General features: G+C 61.9%; 16 protein-coding genes and 1 riboswitch. Of the genes, 10 read left to right on the forward strand and 6 right to left on the reverse strand.

What is annotated here, in order from left to right; all coding sequences use genetic code 11:
* Position 1: 1 nt before the first annotated feature.
* On the forward strand, positions 2 to 1,207 hold the full coding sequence (locus tag DBV08_RS27505; RefSeq protein WP_124569505.1) for an MFS transporter: 1,206 nt from the start codon (positions 2 to 4) through the stop codon (positions 1,205 to 1,207).
* A 29-nt stretch (positions 1,208 to 1,236) separates the two neighbouring features.
* Positions 1,237 to 1,890, forward strand: a complete 654-nt coding sequence (locus tag DBV08_RS27510) for a hypothetical protein (protein WP_095971539.1) — start codon at positions 1,237 to 1,239, stop codon at positions 1,888 to 1,890.
* 372 nt (positions 1,891 to 2,262) lie between these two features.
* Here the strand turns inward: DBV08_RS27510 and DBV08_RS27515 are convergent, their stop codons facing one another.
* From DBV08_RS27515 to DBV08_RS27525, 3 genes are read right to left on the reverse strand one after another with little or no spacing between them, the layout of a single operon-like run.
* Positions 2,263 to 3,693, reverse strand: coding sequence for an NAD(P)(+) transhydrogenase (Re/Si-specific) subunit beta (locus DBV08_RS27515; RefSeq protein ID WP_003941368.1), 1,431 nt, complete (start codon positions 3,691 to 3,693; stop codon positions 2,263 to 2,265).
* A complete protein-coding gene (locus DBV08_RS27520; protein WP_003941319.1) occupies positions 3,693 to 4,016 on the reverse strand; it encodes an NAD(P) transhydrogenase subunit alpha in 324 nt (107 codons plus the stop codon). Before DBV08_RS27520 ends, DBV08_RS27515 begins: the two co-directional genes overlap by 1 nt.
* Positions 4,016 to 5,125 carry a Re/Si-specific NAD(P)(+) transhydrogenase subunit alpha gene (locus tag DBV08_RS27525; protein ID WP_095971538.1) on the reverse strand — a complete coding sequence of 370 codons (1,110 nt, stop codon included), beginning with the start codon at positions 5,123 to 5,125 and terminating at the stop codon, positions 4,016 to 4,018. Before DBV08_RS27525 ends, DBV08_RS27520 begins: the two co-directional genes overlap by 1 nt.
* 274 nt (positions 5,126 to 5,399) lie before the next feature.
* Between DBV08_RS27525 and DBV08_RS27530 the strand changes: the two genes are divergently transcribed.
* A complete protein-coding gene (locus tag DBV08_RS27530; RefSeq protein ID WP_235169793.1) occupies positions 5,400 to 5,561 on the forward strand; it encodes a DUF488 family protein in 162 nt (53 codons plus the stop codon).
* A 91-nt stretch (positions 5,562 to 5,652) separates the two neighbouring features.
* Here DBV08_RS27530 and DBV08_RS27535 read toward each other — a convergent pair whose 3' ends face one another.
* Positions 5,653 to 7,191: an AMP-binding protein gene (locus DBV08_RS27535; RefSeq protein WP_124569506.1), complete on the reverse strand. Its 1,539-nt coding sequence runs from the start codon at positions 7,189 to 7,191 to the stop codon at positions 5,653 to 5,655.
* Between the two features lie 191 nt (positions 7,192 to 7,382).
* Between DBV08_RS27535 and DBV08_RS27540 the strand changes: the two genes are divergently transcribed.
* The gene (locus DBV08_RS27540; protein ID WP_095971536.1) at positions 7,383 to 8,201 is read left to right on the forward strand and encodes a maleylpyruvate isomerase family mycothiol-dependent enzyme; all 819 of its coding nucleotides are present in this window, start codon (positions 7,383 to 7,385) and stop codon (positions 8,199 to 8,201) included.
* 52 nt (positions 8,202 to 8,253) lie between these two features.
* Entirely contained in the window at positions 8,254 to 8,877 is a 624-nt protein-coding gene (locus tag DBV08_RS27545; RefSeq protein ID WP_124569507.1) for a Type 1 glutamine amidotransferase-like domain-containing protein, read from the forward strand.
* 40 nt (positions 8,878 to 8,917) lie between these two features.
* Here DBV08_RS27545 and DBV08_RS27550 read toward each other — a convergent pair whose 3' ends face one another.
* A complete protein-coding gene (locus DBV08_RS27550) occupies positions 8,918 to 9,244 on the reverse strand; it encodes a hypothetical protein (protein ID WP_003941297.1) in 327 nt (108 codons plus the stop codon).
* Positions 9,245 to 9,818: 574 nt separating this feature from the next.
* Here DBV08_RS27550 and DBV08_RS27555 point away from each other — a divergent pair.
* Positions 9,819 to 10,088: a GNAT family N-acetyltransferase gene (locus tag DBV08_RS27555; protein WP_007726096.1), complete on the forward strand. Its 270-nt coding sequence runs from the start codon at positions 9,819 to 9,821 to the stop codon at positions 10,086 to 10,088.
* Positions 10,089 to 10,273: 185 nt separating this feature from the next.
* Entirely contained in the window at positions 10,274 to 11,476 is a 1,203-nt protein-coding gene (locus DBV08_RS27560) for an MFS transporter (protein WP_172436617.1), read from the forward strand.
* Here the strand turns inward: DBV08_RS27560 and DBV08_RS27565 are convergent.
* The gene (locus tag DBV08_RS27565) at positions 11,469 to 13,037 is read right to left on the reverse strand and encodes a carboxylesterase/lipase family protein (RefSeq protein ID WP_124569508.1); all 1,569 of its coding nucleotides are present in this window, start codon (positions 13,035 to 13,037) and stop codon (positions 11,469 to 11,471) included. The genes DBV08_RS27560 and DBV08_RS27565 overlap by 8 nt on opposite strands.
* 104 nt (positions 13,038 to 13,141) lie before the next feature.
* Positions 13,142 to 13,237: riboswitch (TPP riboswitch) on the forward strand.
* Between DBV08_RS27565 and DBV08_RS27570 the strand changes: the two genes are divergently transcribed.
* From DBV08_RS27570 to DBV08_RS27580, 3 genes are all read left to right on the forward strand, one after another.
* Positions 13,225 to 13,968 carry a TenA family protein gene (locus DBV08_RS27570; RefSeq protein WP_124569509.1) on the forward strand — a complete coding sequence of 248 codons (744 nt, stop codon included), beginning with the start codon at positions 13,225 to 13,227 and terminating at the stop codon, positions 13,966 to 13,968. Its footprint overlaps the riboswitch before it by 13 nt.
* Complete coding sequence (locus tag DBV08_RS27575; protein ID WP_095971618.1) at positions 13,968 to 14,996, forward strand: ABC transporter substrate-binding protein; 1,029 nt, start codon at positions 13,968 to 13,970, stop codon at positions 14,994 to 14,996. Before DBV08_RS27570 ends, DBV08_RS27575 begins: the two co-directional genes overlap by 1 nt.
* Positions 14,974 to 15,777, forward strand: coding sequence for an ABC transporter permease (locus DBV08_RS27580; protein WP_124569510.1), 804 nt, complete (start codon positions 14,974 to 14,976; stop codon positions 15,775 to 15,777). Before DBV08_RS27575 ends, DBV08_RS27580 begins: the two co-directional genes overlap by 23 nt.

Raw genomic sequence — 15,777 nt, forward strand, 5'->3', positions numbered from 1 at the left:
AGTGAGCGTCAACCCCACCGACCGAGTAGTCCCCACCTCCGCCCTGGTACGCGCCCGGGCCGGCATCTTCGGCATCTTCGGCATCAACGGATTTCTGCTCGCGATGTGGGTCGTCCACATTCCGTCCATCGAACACCGTGTGGGAATCAGTCACTCGACGCTCGGCTCACTGCTTCTCCTTCTTGCTGTCGGAGCCATTGCCGGTATGCAATTGAGCGGTCCGCTCGCCGATCGATATGGCAGCAGGCGCATGGTCATCCTGGCGGGTAGCGGGCTGGCATTCGCCACTCTCGGCCCGGGATTTGCCACGAACACCTGGCAACTGGGCGCCGCACTTGTTGTATTCGGCTTCGCGAACGGCGCGTTGGACGTGTCGATGAACTCGCAGGCTGTCGAGGCCGAACAGTTGTACCGGCGCCCGATCATGGCGGCCTTTCACGGCATGTTCTCGGTCGGCGGCGTATTAGGGTCCGTCATCGGATTCGGCACTCTCGCACTGGATCTTCCGCCGTACGTCACGCTCAGCATCGCGTCGGCAATCGGCTTGCTCGCGGTCTGGTTGTGCTCGCGACCCCTGCTCCCTCACGTCGACGTGCATGCCGAAACCGCGTCGACTACCGGAAAGACACACGGCAGATTCTCGGCTCGCGTACTTGCCCTCGGAACCCTCGCCTTTGTTCTGATGCTGGCCGAGGGAGTGGCAAACGACTGGAGCGCACTGCAGGTCAAGGAAGATCTGGGGGTCTCGAATGCCGTTGCTGCACTGTCGTTCGGTGCATTCTCCGCCATGATGACCGTCGGCCGATTCACCGCGGATCGGATCAGCGCGGCAGTCGGCCCGGTGGCAGTGGTTCGCTACGGTGCGTTGCTCTCGTCCATCGGAATGCTGACCGTCGTGGTGTCGGGCTGGCTACCACTGACGTTGCTCGGTTGGGCGCTGTTCGGCGCCGGCCTGTCGGGATGCATTCCGCAGATCTTCACCACGGCGGGAAATCTGGGCTCAGGTTCGGCCGGCACCAACATGTCTCGCGTCGTCGGCATGGGATACATCGGATTCCTCGCCGGTCCGGCAACCATCGGCTGGGTCACCACGCTTGTGCCTCTCACCACAGCAATGTTGATCCCGTTTGCATGCGTCCTGGTCGCAGCGGGTTGTGCGGGTGTCGTTCGGCGCGATTCTCCGACCGCCTACAGACCTCACAGCTGATCCTCACGATCGGCACAGACTCACCAGGGATGCTGGTACTCGTGACCGTCTCGACCTCCACCCAGCACCCCACTCCCTCCACAACCACTCGCTTCCTCGTCCTTGCTGCGATCGCCGTCGTCGCGCTGGGCGCCTTGTATATTTTGCGACCCACCTCGCCTGGCGTGAACGTCCCGGAACAGGTGCGCGCACTTGCCGAGTGGACGGTAGGCCGATTCGACGTCACCGCTGTACTCGCAGCCACTACCGCTCTGGCCGTCGTCTCGATGGTCCGCGGACTGCCGTACGGCATCGGCGCGATCCTGCTCCTCGGAATGGGCGCTAATCTCACCAACGCGGCATTCGGTTCCTGGCTCCCCGATGTGCCCCAGGACCTATTGCCCAGCGGTCACGTGGCAGCGGCGACCGCGCTGTACTGCTCGGCCATCTTGATCTCCGCCCCGCAGTGGCGTCCGGTGGTCGCCGGTCTCGGATTCGTCGGAGTTGCTGCGATCGGTGCCAGCGCACTGGCCGCCGAGCTGAGCGGCCTTTTCGGAGTGATAGCCGGCGTTCTGATCGCTCTGGTATGGGCCTGTGCCGCAGCCATTTTGATGGCACGATCGCCCATCGCCGCGAAACGTGAAGAGCTACGCCCGGATACGGCAGCCATCGCGTTCTCCAGGCACCGGAGCATCCGACTTTAGTCCTAAATCTTTGGTATCCAGAGATTTTCGCCGATAGCTCTCCCGCGACGGCGGGGCATGACGTATGTTCTGAAATGTCCGAATCAAGTAGTTCCACAGCGAAGGAGTCTTTACCGTGAGCCTCGAAGATCTGAACCCGCTCGAACTGATCCAGAAGTTGATCGAACTACTTTCCGGCTTCTCTTCCGACCCCGAAACCCCCGAGGTCCCGTAAAACGTCGCCAGAGGCGCCTGTTCCGAGTTTCGTCTCGGACCAGGCGCCTTTGTCGTTTCAGCACACGCCGTTGCAGCACACGAAGTCGTTGCAGCGTGAGAACACGAGAAAGGCGCCCACTCGCGGTTGCGAGTGGACGCCCCTTCCGAGTTCCAGCGCTACAGCGCCTTGAGTTCCTCGGTAACCTCGGAGACCGACTTCTTGGCGTCACCGAAGAGCATCGAGGTGCCCTCGGCGAAGAAGAGCGGGTTCTCGATACCGGCGAAACCGGAGTTCATCGAACGCTTGAGCACGATGACGGACTTCGACTGGTCCACGTTGAGGATCGGCATTCCGTGAATCGGTGAGCTCGGATCGTTGCGCGCCGCCGGGTTGGTGACGTCGTTCGCGCCGATCACCAAGGTGACATCGGTACGAGAGAACTCGTCGTTGATGTCGTCCATTTCCTTCATCGCGTCGTACGAGACATCCGCTTCTGCGAGAAGAACGTTCATGTGACCGGGCATACGACCGGCGACCGGGTGGATGGCGTACTTGACCTCGACGCCCTTCGACTCGAGCAACTTCGCCATGTCCTTGACGGCGTGCTGAGCCTGCGCGACCGCAAGTCCGTATCCCGGTACGACGATGACCTGGTTGGCGTAGGCCATCTGGATAGCCGCGTCGGCGGCCGAGGTCGCCTTTGCCGTGCGCACGACACCGTCGGAGGATGCAGCTTCGCCGCCGCCACCACCGAAGCCACCGGCTACGATGGCCGGGATGGACCGGTTCATGGCCTTGGCCATGAGGTTGGTCAAGATGGTGCCCGAAGCACCCACGATCATGCCGGCGACGATCATCGCCTGGTTGTTGAGCGCCAAACCTGCAGCAGCAGCTGACAAACCGGTCAGAGCGTTGAGCAGCGAGATGACGACGGGCATGTCCGCGCCGCCGATGGGCAGCACGACCATCAGTCCGAGGATGCCCGAAAGCACGAGGACGCCGACGATCCACAGTGAGCTGGTCGGGCCTTCCGGCGAGATCGCCTTGATGCCGATGATCACCGAGAACGCGACTGCGGCAATGAGCAGCAGCGCATTGAGCGGCTGCTGGAGCTTACCGATTCCGATCGGACGACCAGGCAGAGTTTCCTGCAGCTTCAGGAACGCGATCACGCTGCCCCAGAAGGAAATCGATCCGATCACGGCAGCAAAGAGCGAAGCGATGACGATGTGCACCGTCGGCGACTCGCCGTGCTGGAATGCGGTGAATCCGTCCGAGTCCAGGAATTCCGCGTACGCGATCAACGCGACGGTGCCACCACCCACGCCGTTGAAGAGCGCGACCAACTGCGGCATGGCCGTCATCTTGGTGCGGAGCGCCGGCGGGACACCGAGCACGACACCGATGACCAGGCCCGCAGCAATGAGGATCCAGTTACCCATCTCCGCATCACGAATGGAGATCAGCGTTGCAACGACGGCGATGAGCATGCCGACCGCGGCGATCTGGTTGCCGCGGACTGCGGTCTTCGGGCCGGTAAGACCCATGAGGCCGTAGATGAACATCGAGAACGCGACAATGTAGAGCGCATTGACCAGGTATTCCATTACTGGTCACCATCCTTCGACACAGACTTGGCGGCCGGCTTGGCCTTGAACATCGCCAACATGCGGTCCGTGACCACAAACCCACCGACAACGTTCACGGTTCCGAAGACGAGCGCGACGAACAAGATGATCTGCAACCCGATCGACGGATCGTGCACCTTGCCCAGGACGACCAACGCACCCAGGACGACGATGCCGTGGATGGCGTTCGTGCCTGACATCAACGGGGTGTGCAGGGTGTTCGGAACTTTGGAGATCACAGCGAAACCGACGAACCCGGACAACACCAGGATCGCGATGTTCGCCAGAAGTGATGTGTACATCAGGCGCCCTTCTCTTCACGGGTGACGCACGCACCGGCCAGAACCTCGTCGGAGAAATCAGGCGCCAATGCACCTTCCACCAACATCAGTTCGATCAGCGCGGAAATGTTCTTCGAGTACAACTCGGACGCATGCTCAGGCATCGACGCCGGCAAATTCAGCGGAGAGCAAATGGTCACGCCGTGCTTGACGACGGTTTGACCCGGCTCGGTCAGCTCGCAGTTACCACCGGTTTCACCCGCGAGGTCGACCACGACACTGCCCGGCTTCATGCCTTCGACCGCGGCGGCGGTGACCAGGCGCGGCGCGGGACGACCCGGAACCAGAGCCGTGGTGATCACGACGTCGAAGCCCTTGATCGCATCCTCGAGTGCCTGCTGCTGCTTCGCGCGCTCCTCGTCGGTCAGCTCGCGGGCGTATCCACCCTCGCCCGCCGCGTCGATTCCGAGGTCGAGCCACTGTGCACCCACCGAGCGCACCTGGTCTGCGACCTCAGGGCGCACGTCGTACCCGGTAGCGCGGCCACCGAGACGCTTGGCTGTCGCCAGCGCCTGCAGACCTGCAACACCCACCCCGAGCACCAGAACCGTCGCAGGCTTCACCGTGCCTGCAGCGGTGGTGAGCATCGGGAAGAACCGCGTGGACTCCGATGCCGCCAACAGAACAGCCTTGTATCCGGACACGTTCGCCTGCGAGGACAACGCGTCCATCACCTGTGCACGGGAGATACGGGGAATCGCCTCCACGGCATATCCCTCGATGCCGGCGGCCTTCAACTCTGCAATGCGATTGTCTGCGTTACGCGGGTTCAAGAAACCGATGAGCTTCGCGCCGGTGCTGATGCGGGCGATTTCCTCTGTCGACGGAGGCGCTACCTTGACCACCACGTCGGCAGTCCACGGATCGCCGATCTTCGCGCCCGCAGCGGTGTACAGCTCGTCGGGAATCAACGCCCCCAGACCGGCCCCGGACTCGACGACAACGTCGACACCCTTGCCGATCAAAGCGGACACAATTTTCGGCACCAACGCGACCCGACGCTCACCGTCACTCGATTCTCGAGGGACGCCGACCGACGGACGCACTTGTGCGCTCTTCGATGTTTCCATTTTCCATTACCTTCTGCGGTTGGTGGTTCGCCTGCTGCGACGAGCGGCAACCAGCATGTGATGAGCGGAAGATGACCCGCTTTTGGGTGAATGGTGACTGATAGTAGCCAGAGTTACCGCGGCGTAGGGAAACCGACGACGCACTTTCTCCATCTGAATCGAGTCCGAACAGTATGTTTGGACTTAGTTGGAGAAGCCTACTGTGAGGCCGATCACACTCGAATGGCGGGCTATTCCACTATTTGAAACGTCCGAAAGACGTAAAGGCATCAAAATGACGCGCAGAATCATCAGGGTCGAGCGAGTTTACGAACCTACTTCCGAATGTAACGCCGTCCGACTCCTCGTCGACCGACTCTGGCCACGCGGCGTCAAACGCGAAAACCTGCAGTACGCGTCGCGCCGGCATCGGATGCTCGACCCGTTGTTCTACTGACAGCAAGCAAGGACCTGCCATACAGCCACGCGCAGGTCCTTGCCGACTATCTCGCAGAATTACTCTGATGCCCTAGCATTTCCTCTGATGGTCAATTGCTCACATATTGAGACCGCAACTTGTGCTTCACGAGTTTTCCTGTCGCGGTCCTAGGCAATTCGTCGGCAAAGTCGATGCTTCGCGGAGCTTTGAAATGTGCAACCTGGCTGCGGACATATTCCAGCAATTCCTCGGCGACATGAGCACTCGGCTCGATCCCGTCCGCTAGTTGGACAACCGCCTTGACCTGCTCGCCCATTTCCTCGTCGGGAACACCGATGACCGCCACGTCGAACACCTTCGGATGCAAGGTAAGAATGTTCTCGGACTCCTGCGGATAGATATTGACGCCACCAGAGATAATAGTGAATGCCGCGCGGTCGGTCAGATAAAGAAAGCGCTCCGAATCGATATAGCCGATATCACCACTCGTCGTCCACGTCGGATGATCCGGATGCTGCGCGGCGGCCGTTTTCTCGGGATCGTTGTGGTAGCGGAACGGCAGAGTCTCCCGTTCCCAGAACACGGTACCGATCTCGCCGACCGGAAGATCGCGCCCGTCGTCGGCACAGATGTGCACGATCCCCATCACACCGTCACGACCGACGGAACCCGGATGAGACAAAGCCTGCTCGCTGTTGATGAAAGTGGCGCCCGAGCCCTCGGTCGAGGCGTAGTACTCGTGGATCACCGGACCCCACCAGTCGATCATCGCCGTCTTCACTTCGGGCGGGCAGGGAGCGGCCGCGTGAATGGCGACTTTCACCGTCGAGACGTCGTAACGATCGCGGGTCTCCTTCGGCAGTTTCAACATTCGAACGAACATCGTCGGTACCCACTGACTGTGCGTCACAGCGTATTTACCGATCAACTCCAGCGCGGTCTCGGCTTCGAATGCATCCATCAAGATCACGGTTCCGCCGACCGAATTGATCACGCCGCAAAAGCGCAGGGGCGCCGCGTGATAGACCGGAGCCGGGCACAAATAGACTGTGTCGGAATCGAACCCGTACATCGGCGCGAACACCGCGGTGTACGGATCCATGGTGGTGTCCACCTCACCCTCCGGAAGATCTCCCTTGATTCCCTTGGGTCTGCCGGTGGTTCCGGACGAGTACAGCATGTCAGCCCCGCGTGGCTGCGAGTCGAGCGGATCGGCGGACTGAGCATCGACCGCATCCTCGTAGTCGTCGAAACCCTCGAGAGCGCCGCCGTACACCAGCCGATGGCGAACACGTGGAATCAGCTTCTCGTCCAACGGAACTGCTGCCGACGCCTGCCCCGACGCCACCAGAATTGTCGCCTCGCAGTCGTCGACGATGTAGGCGGCCTCCGCAGCCGTGAGATGCCAGTTCACCGCAGTGATGTAGAGACCGGATCTCAATGCGGCCCAGTACACCTCGAACGCGCGGAGATCGTTGTTCGAGATGAGAGCGACGTGGTCTCCAGGCTTGGCACCGACACTTCGGAAGTATCGCGCCAACTGCGTCGACCGTTCGTCGAGTTCCCGATAGGTGATGGACTCACCCGTCGCGGGGCGAATGACGGCGGGCTTGTCCGGCGTGGACTGGACGAAATTTCCTGGAAACACGAAGACTCCTCTGTCGGTGACGACAACGCCGGGTGAGCCTGCTTCGGCGTCGACAATCCTGGTCTACCACAGGAACTCTGCTTCCCTCGGAGGTTTGGCGACACCGACTCGAGGCCTGGGAATGCCCGCTCACTTATCCGGCGCGACATACAGTGAGGAGAACCGAACCGTCCGAAACAGGAGATGTCCGCATGAGTGGTTGGCCCCAGGACGCAGTAGTCGACGCGTTGACGGAGGAATGGCGAGTCATCGACGCGCTGCTTGCCGAACTCGACGGTGACCAGTGGTTGGCACCGTCGAACCTTCCGGGGTGGACGGTTCACGACATCGTGTCGCATCTGATCGGTACGGAATCGCTGCTCTCCGGTATCGAACCACCGTCGATCGACCTCGACGTCCACGCATTGCCTCACGTCCGCAACGAGATTGCGGCGTTCAACGAGCGCTGGGTCGAAGGCCTGAGGCGGACACCGCACGCGGACCTGTTGGCGCACTACCGTGATATCACCGCCAGCCGAACCGAGGCACTTCGCTCGATGACGGGCGCCGACTGGGACGCCGAGACACAGACACCGGTCGGTCTTGCGCCTTATGGCCGGTTCATGCGTATTCGGACCTTCGACTGTTGGATGCACGAACTCGACATCAGAGATGCTGTCGGCATCCCGGGCGAGGAAGGCGGATTGCGCGCGGAGACTGCCTTCGGCGAAATCACCAGCGCGCTCGGTTTCGTCGTCGGAAAACGAGGAAAGGCGCCCGAGGGAGCACGGATCACTTTCGAACTCGAAGGGCCACTTGCCCGTTCACTTCACGTCTCGGTTGATGCGCGTGCAACGCTCGTCCCGGAGCTGGACGGGCCGGCGACCACGACAATCTCGATGAGCTCACCACTCTTCACCCGAATTGCCGGTGGACGCGTCCACGCGTCCGATCACCGAACCGACATCTCGCTTCGCGGTGACACCACGGTGGGCACACGCGTCGTCGACAATCTGGCGTTCACGATTTGAGGGTTGGGTGGATAGGGCACAAAGGGTTCGAGGGTCGCGAAGGTACTGAGAAGTGAAACTGTTTCTCTCGTCCTACCGATTCGGCGACCACCGCGGGGCTTTTGTCGATCTTGTAGGCCGCGGCGCTCGCATCGCAGTGATCGCTGCGGCTGCCGATTCGTGGCCGCTCAATGCCCGCAGTTCGGCAGTGACAAGCGAATTGACCCCACTACGGGCAGCGGGTTTCACGGCAGAGGAAGTGGACGTCCGCGACTTCGCGGGTGCACCGGAAGCACTCGAAGCCCGGCTTCGCGAATTCGACTGCCTGTGGGTCCGCGGCGGAAATACGTTCGTTCTGCGTGCACAGTTAGCCCGAAGCGGCGCAGATCGGGTCATCGAGATGTTGGTTCGTTCAGGCGTCGTGGCCTATGCGGGATACAGCGCGGGAGCGTGCGTGGCGACTCCGACTCTGATCGGGCTCGACGCGTCGGACGACCCCGCTGAAGTCATGCCCACGTGCGGTATCGACCCGATCTGGTCCGGGCTCGCGCTGGTCGACTTCGCGATAGTGCCGCACGGCGGCGATTCGCTACTCGAAGATCCACAGGTGACCGCGCGGACGGTTGCGGCGCTGACCACTGCGGGCGCGCAATTCACCGTGCTTACCGATCAAGAGGCGATAGTCGTCGAACGCTGATCGTGACGCAGACTGAGCAGTCCACGTCGGCCGGACTGGATCAGCCGTGCTCTGCCACTGCGGTTCCGGCTGCCGGCGACTGACGCTCGAGCCTCGTCCACGCAATCTCCCAGCGCTTGACCGAGACCTCGTCGGCGTCCTCGAGAAGGGCGTCGAGGAGCAGGCGTGGGTTTTCGCGCCATGCCAGCTCAGCGGCATGGACCTCCGCAGCCGAGAACAACCCGGACGCCTCGAGGTCGCGAATCCACTCGCAGATCTCGCCCCGGTGGATCCGTGCGATGGTCTCGTATCCCAGACCTTCGTCAAGGAAGTCGTACGAAAAAATTGCGGCAAAGTAACTGTTCGACTCACGCTGCCCGAAAATCATGTGCGTTCCTTCCTCGAAGTTGTCCGACGAAGACTCGAAATCGAACCGTTGCGAAGCCGCGCCAAAGTTTTTTGGCGAAGTTGTAACGCTTCTTCTATCCCCGACGATTCAAACGCTAACCCCCCAAGCGGGTCTTTGGGATCACGTCCGAGAAACGATCTGATGACCAAGGCAATACCCCTGGGGTTTCCGGGCGCTCGCACCCTACGCCGGCACGCAATCAGCGCCCCGCTGACCTGCAATTTGCCCGTTTCAGGCCCTCCACTTAATCCATCCGAACAGATGACAAAAAACTTTGTGACGAGTCCCACATATTGGGATGTTTACGATCGCGATGCATATGTATCACCCATCGTGGGCACAAAAGTACGGGCAAATCGGCACGTACAGACCAGTTTTGTTCGTTACGCGCAGCGACGAAGGTCCCTTGAACGGTCGTCCAGTTGTAGTTGCGCTAAGTAACGGAAGTCACGGCGGCAACCGATATTGCGGACGGCCTGCCAGGTAGCGTGACTCCACAGAACGCAGACGCGGCGCGCCGCAGCCGGCCGCCCTTTCGAAACGGAGCCCGAAGATGACCGAGACAGTGGCGCACAATCCCGCGGAAACGCGCTTCGAGATCCGCGTCGACGGCGAGCTCGCCGGTTTTGCCGAGTACTCGGACCATTCCGGCGTCCGTGATTTCCACCACACGGTGACCTATCCGCAGTTTCGTGGGCGCGGGCTTGCAGCCATCGTGGTGCGTGAGGCGCTCGATCAGACCCGGAACGAGGGATTGAAGATCCTTCCGACGTGCTCGTACGTCGAGAAGTTTGTTGCCGAGAACCCCGTTTACCAGGCATAACCGAACGAGGACGCTCCGCGAAAAATCACTCGCGGACCTGCAGACCCCGCTGCTAGCGTCGATGGTGCCGTCGTCGAAATCCCAGGCGGCACCGTCTCGGGGAAGGAAAGAACGTGGTCGCCTCAGCAGATCGGCGTCCACCTGCGTCCACGGACGTAGCTACCCCCAGCTATCTCCCTCTCGTCCTGGTCAATCTCGCGACGCTGTTTTCGGCGATCGGCAACGGTATCGCCATCGTCGTGCTCCCCTGGCTTGTTCTCGAACGAACCGGCAGGGCTACCGACGCGGCAATAGTTGCCGGCGCAGCAGCCGTTCCACTACTCGTGTCGAGCCTGTTCTCAGGGACCTTCGTCGACAAATTCGGACGTCGTCGAACGTCGATGATTTCCGACGCTCTCTCTGCGATGTCCGTTGCAGCGATTCCGATCATCGCGGCCACCGCGGGCTTGACGATCCCGGTGATCGCGGCGTTGGCCGCACTCGGCGCCGTGTTCGACCCCGCCGGAATGGCGGCGAGGGAGTCGATGCTGCCCGCAGCAACGCGGACCGCCAAGTGGAAGCTCGATCGAACCAACAGCGTGTACGAGGCCAATTTCAACGTCGCATATCTGATCGGCCCTGGCATCGGCGGTGTCCTGATCGCAACGATCGGAGCGGTGAACACGCTCTGGGTGACTGCGGCAGGTTTTGTGTTCTCGATCGTCGTGGTCGCCTTCATCCGGCTTCCCGGCGCCGGAGTGCCCGAACACGAGCATCGGCCGAAATCGATCTGGCACGGCACACTCGACGGTCTTCGGTTCGTCTGGAACAACAAACTGCTGCGCACTCTGGCGCTGATCGACATGGCCGTCGTCGCGCTCTACATGCCGGTGGAGAGCGTCGTGTTCCCGGTGTACTTCACGGAGTTGGACCAACCGGCCCAACTCGGATCGGTATTGATGGCATTGGCGATCGGCGGCATCATCGGCTCTCTCGCCTACGCCCCGCTGGCACCGATCATGTCCCGGCGCCTGATCATGATTTTTGCTGTCGCCGTCCTCGGCATAGCGATGCTGGCCATGGCGCTTCTACCTCCGCTGTGGGTGATCCTCGTACTCGCCGGACTACAGGGTCTCGTCTACGGACCAGTCGGCCCGATCGCCAACTACGCCATGCAGACGCACAGCCCGGAGCACATGCGCGGACGCGTCGTCGGTGTCATGACGTCGACGGCCTACGCCGCCGGCCCGCTCGGCTACCTCGCGGTCGGCCCTCTGCTCGATCAACTCGGAATCGCGTCGACCTTTGTGGCCCTGTCGATTCCGATCATCCTGATCGCCGCGGTCTGTGCCTCCCTGCCGGTGCTTCGCGAACTGGATCGTCCGCGGCACTCGACCGACGTCAGTTGAACCCCATCACGTCGTTGCCCCAGGCGACGCGCAGTCCGTGATCGGGGTCGCTGACGAGGGTGTCGGCAGAGTCGATCAACAGCGTCGACCGCTTCTCCTCCTCGTACGGCGCCCAATGTTTCGAGCCGTCGAGAGCTGCCGGCACGGCATGCCTGGCGAAGGCCAGCCATCGCCGTTGGATACGGCCGGCCACCTCCATCGCAGCCTTCCGCCCACCCAGCCAGAATGTGGGGTCGACGTTCAGGGTCCCGAAATTGCCGAAGACATAAGGTAATTCCGTCGCGTGACCCGCGCCGATCCGTGCGGCTTTGAGCATCGGCGTCGCGTGATCGAAGCGGTACACCCACGTGGGGGAATGCCTGCAGTGAGCGTCGGCGATCCACAGAGTCGGCATGCGAAACGCCGCGTCCCGTGAGAGCGCCAGCGCGCCACTCGGTTTCGCGTGATCTGGGTAGGCCGACATGATCTCGGCAAGTTTGGTCGCGGAGATGTCGGGGTGATCGTCCGCCAGTAATTGGAGCATTGCCTCGACGGACTGCGCGCTCACCGGCATCAGTGGCGACTTCATGAACTTGAAGATCGACGCCTCGTCCTTGTTGGAACCGATGATCAGTGGGATTCGGTGCGCGTAACCCTTCTGGAAAGCCGCAACCGGGTAGTGCGGCACCAGATCGCGATCGACTACGGGTGCCATTGCCAAAGTTCCCGGAATCCGTGTCGGAATCTCGTTGACCAGGTCATCGCTTGCCTTCACGAGAAGTTCGAGATCCGTGGTCAGCAGATCGCCTGCGTCTTCAGGGTCGATCGAGAGCAGTTCGAGAAACCGCTCTGCCACGGTCTTGGCGCGCTCGGCCCCGTAGACGGAGGTCGCGGGAGGACTCTGGGCAATCGCACGATGGAACAGACCTTCGGTGCTCGGACAGGTCATGAGCGTCGTGATGGATCCTGCGCCGGAAGACTCACCGAACACGGTCACCGCACTCGGGTCACCACCGAAGGCGTCGATGTTGTCTCGAACCCATTCGAGCGCCGCAATCTGATCTCGCAGACCGCAGTTCGATTCGAAAACGGTATCCCCGGTGGAAAACGCGGACAGGTCCAAGAATCCGAGTGCGCCGACGCGATAGTTGAAGGAGACTAGAACGACGTCACCGGTTTCAGCCAAATGACGGCCGTCGTAGATCGTTTGGGCGGCAGACCCGAGGCAGTAGGCGCCGCCGTGAATCCACACCATCACCGGTCGAGGCGTGCCGTCGGGTCGCGGGGCCCAGACGTTGATCGACAAGCAGTCCTCGTCGATCTTGAACGCCCGATCGATCGGAACCGCCGGACTCTGACCTTGCGGCGCGATCGGCCCGAATTCACGACAGTCGCGCACCCCGTCCCACGGGTCAGCGGGTTGCGGCGCGCGGAACCTCCGTGCACCTACCGGCGCTGCTGCGTAGGGCATGCCCTTCCACGCGAACACACCGCCATCCGGATACCCGCGGGCTTCTCCGCCTCTGGCACGGATCACCAGTGTTCCGCCCTCGCCGAGATTTGGTCGAACGTCGGTCTCCATGTCTGAATCCCCTCCCGACCCGCGCGTGTGGCAATCAAGACCAAACCTACCAATCTCGGACGGGTGTGCGCCGAGTGCACAATCCCTCGGTGTTAAGGTCGCCTAGTTCTGACACGGGGTGCTCCGCATGGGCGGGGCTGAGAACACACCCGGGAACCTGATCAGGTAATGCTGACGAAGGGATGTCATGGCTACTACGCAGCCTGCATACAATTCTGCCGAAAACTCGGTGGCCACAGCGCCGTCGACGGATCGGTTCACCGATCGACTCTGGGCCGAGACGAAGGTCCTCCGCGAGTCGATCGACTCGCTCGAGTTCCTCCGCCGCCTCGGCGACGGAACGTTGCCTCTCGACGCGTTCCGCACGTACATCGAGCAGGACAAGCTCTATCTCGAGGGATATTCGAAAGCGTTGTCCCTGGTCGCGGCCCACGCCCCGGATCCGCAGGCCGCGGGCTTCTGGTCGAATTCCGCGTCCACGGCAGCGACGGTGGAATCTGCGCTTCACGACGGTTTGCTGACCGGTGGAATTCTTCCACCCGGTTCGCAGCGGCTGGAGCATTCGCAGGCCTGCCTGGGATACGTCTCGTATCTGACGGCGACTGCGGCAACGGCGCCTTACCCGGTCTCCGCAGCGGCAGTACTCCCCTGCTTCTGGATCTACGCCGAGGTCGGCCGCGATCTTGCCGCTTCAGCGCGCGAGGTACTCGACGCCGATCCGTCGCATCCGTACGCACAGTGGGTCACGACCTACGACGCACCCGAATTCCACGAATCGGTGGCGCAGGCTCGCGTACTGGTCGATGCTGCGGCTGAAGCTGCCACCGAGACAGAGCGAGAGGCGATGAGTGAAGCGTTCCGCATCGCCAGTCGCTACGAGCTGATGTTCTGGGATTCCGCACTCCACCAGCAGCCTTGGCCGGCGTCGTGATGTCGTTTGCGGCGCTACGCCGCACGCTTGCCACGTCTGCCGCGATCGCAGCCGCATTCACGGTTCTGACCGGATGCGCCTCTGACACCGGCTCTTCCGACGGGACCATTCGGTTCGCACTCGACTGGACACCGAACACGAACCACACCGGTTTGTACGTTGCCCTCCAAGAGGGCTACTTCGAGGACGCCGGTCTGGACGTCTCGATCCTGCCGTACAACAACACCTCGCCCGACACCCTCGTCGACGCCGGTAACGCCGAGTTCGGCATCAGCACACAGAGTCAGGCCACGTTCGCCCGTGCGGCCGGCGCCGCCACGACGTCCGTCATCGCGCCACTTCAGCACCGCGCCACCGGCATCGGCGTGAAGGCGGATCGTGCGGACATCACGCGTCCGCGTGATCTCGACGGAAAGACGTACGCCGGGTTCGGCGATCCGGGTGAAGTCGAGACGCTGCAGCAGATCATCCGCAACGACGGCGGAACCGGGAACTTCACGACGGTCACGCTCGGAACGTCCGCGTACGAAGCCGTGTACTCGGGCCAGGCAGACTTCACCGTCTCCTACTTTGCTTGGGAAGGCCTCGAAGCGGAGCGAAACGGAACTCCGATGCGGTACTTCCAGTACACCGATTACGGCTTCCCCGATGCGTATTCGATCGTGATCAACGGCAACCAGCAGTGGTTGAAGGACCATCCCGACGAGGCACGCAAGTTCGTCAAGGCCGTTCAACGCGGTTATCAGACTGCTGCCGACAACCCGGACCAGGCCGCGCAGGACCTCATCGACGCGAATCCCGGAGCATTCACCGACGAAGACCTCGTCCGTGAGAGCCAGCGGATGCTCGCCGCCGACTACATGAAAGACGCCAACGGAGTCGTGGGCGCCCAGAATCTCGAAACCTGGTCGGGCTACTCGGGATTCCTCTTCGACAACGGGTTGCTCGCCGGACCGGACGGGAAGCCGTTGACCCAGAAGCCGGACTGGTCGGAGTACTTCACCAATGAGTATCTCGACGCGTCCTGACGTGAGCGGGCGATTGGTCTCGACCACGCGGCGGGCGCTTCCCGCGCTCGCCGTGGTGGTGGTCCTCGTGGCGGCATGGCAGATCTACGTCGAGATCAGTGGGATTCGGCCGCAAGTACTCCCGTCTCCGGGTCGCGTTGTTTCCCAGGGTTGGGACAACCGCGAGATCATCGCCGGCCACGCCTGGTCGACATTGCAGGTCACGTTGGTCGGCTTCACCGTTTCATTGGTGTTGGCCTGGATTCTTGCTGTGGTCGTGGACTTTTCGCCGTGGTTGTCACGCGCGCTGGTACCACTTTTCGTCGTCTCGCAGACGCTGCCGATCATCGCCATCGCGCCACTGATGATCATCTGGTTCGGCTTCGGGTTGCTGCCGAAGGTGTTGGTGATCGCACTTGCGACGTTCTTCCCCATGACCATCGGACTCATCGAGGGATTTGCCGCGGCCGACCGGGAAGCGGGCGCTCTCCTGCGCAGTATGGGCAGCACTCGTTGGCAGGAGTTCCGCTACGTCCGCCTTCCTTCTGCGATTCCGCGATTCTTCACCGCCCTGCGCATCGGCATCACGTATGCGGTCGTGGGCGCGGTGTTCTCCGAATACGTCGGCGCTACTTCCGGTTTGGGTATCTACATGAGCACCCAGAAGAACTCCTTCCGCACCGATCTGGTGTTGGCGGCTGTACTGGTGACCGCGTTGATCAGTGTCACGCTGTACTTGCTGACGTTCGCCGTCGAGCGCATCGTTGCACCATGGGCGATGAACGAAAGGTCGCGGACATGA

The sequence above is a fragment of the Rhodococcus sp. KBW08 genome (genome assembly GCF_003852455.1).
Lineage (GTDB): Bacteria > Actinomycetota > Actinomycetes > Mycobacteriales > Mycobacteriaceae > Rhodococcus_F > Rhodococcus_F baikonurensis.